1 protein-coding gene is annotated in these 602 nt (G+C 53.8%); it reads right to left on the minus strand.

Annotation, left to right across the window (positions count from 1 at the left end):
* Positions 1-602: DUF5934 domain-containing protein (locus R7190_RS28840; RefSeq protein ID WP_318138061.1), on the minus strand; the 602-nt coding region annotated here is incomplete at both ends.

Below are 602 nucleotides of genomic sequence, written 5' to 3' on the forward strand. Positions count from 1 at the left end.
GGATTCGGCTGCGATCACCAGGTTTTTGTTGGTATTACTGTCGTGAAGAGACAGACTCATGAGCTGGCCGTTGCGGGAAATCAGCGCTGCATGATAGGTCCCGGTCCCCTTCCATTCCCCAAACACCGGCAGGACCACAGCCGCCTGCTCGGTTGTCATGGTCTTGTAGCGGAATAGGTCTCGCACTGCATCCCGGTCTGTACAGAATGGCAGGCAGTTGAGGAACATCGGCAGAGCAACGAACTTATCCTCCATCAGCTCGAACCGAGATTCACGCCAGATGTTTCGTGCGGCCATCGCCGCCGCTTCAACACGTTCTTTGGTTGGAGCAAATAAAACCACCGAGTAGGTGATCTTGACTGGCTTAGCCCCCTCTTTCATGGACTCATAGAGAGTGTCGAAGCTCTCCTTTTTGTCCGCCAGCACCGGCACGAATTTGAGCATCGGCCCGTAGGCTTGGTTTACAGTGAACTGGCGTTTGCGCTCCAGAGTGTTTTTCGTGCTTTCTGCCTCAGGGAAAAACACATTGGTCACAACCATGTAGTTTTCTTTGATGCTGGAGTTGCCGCCGCTGAGATCCCCGGCATAGGTCAACGCATCAC

The organism is Vibrio sp. 1078-1 (genome assembly GCF_033340475.1).